1 protein-coding gene is annotated in these 253 nt (G+C 42.7%); it reads right to left on the bottom strand.

Annotation, left to right across the window (positions count from 1 at the left end; all coding sequences use genetic code 11):
- A partial coding sequence (locus RRF55_RS27510) for a metallophosphoesterase (RefSeq protein WP_439419229.1) occupies positions 1 to 253 on the bottom strand: 253 nt, incomplete at both ends.

Consider the following 253-nt stretch of genomic DNA (forward strand, 5'->3'; position numbering starts at 1 on the left):
TCCAGAATGTAAAACCACTCACCACCATTCGATACATGACAACGCTTATAGGATTCGTTATGCAGTCCACCAATACATAAATCCTCATGATTACCGCGCACTGACGTAAACCATGACTTGGATAACAACTCAACACACTGAATGTTTTGAGTGCCACGATCCACCAGATCACCAACCGCAACCAACAAATCATTTTCAAAGTCGAAGCCAATTTCTTTAAGTCGAGTCATGAGCAGGTTGTAGCAGCCATGAA

This window comes from Klebsiella sp. K47, assembly GCF_051858335.1.
Taxonomy (GTDB): Bacteria; Pseudomonadota; Gammaproteobacteria; order Enterobacterales; family Enterobacteriaceae; genus Klebsiella; species Klebsiella pneumoniae.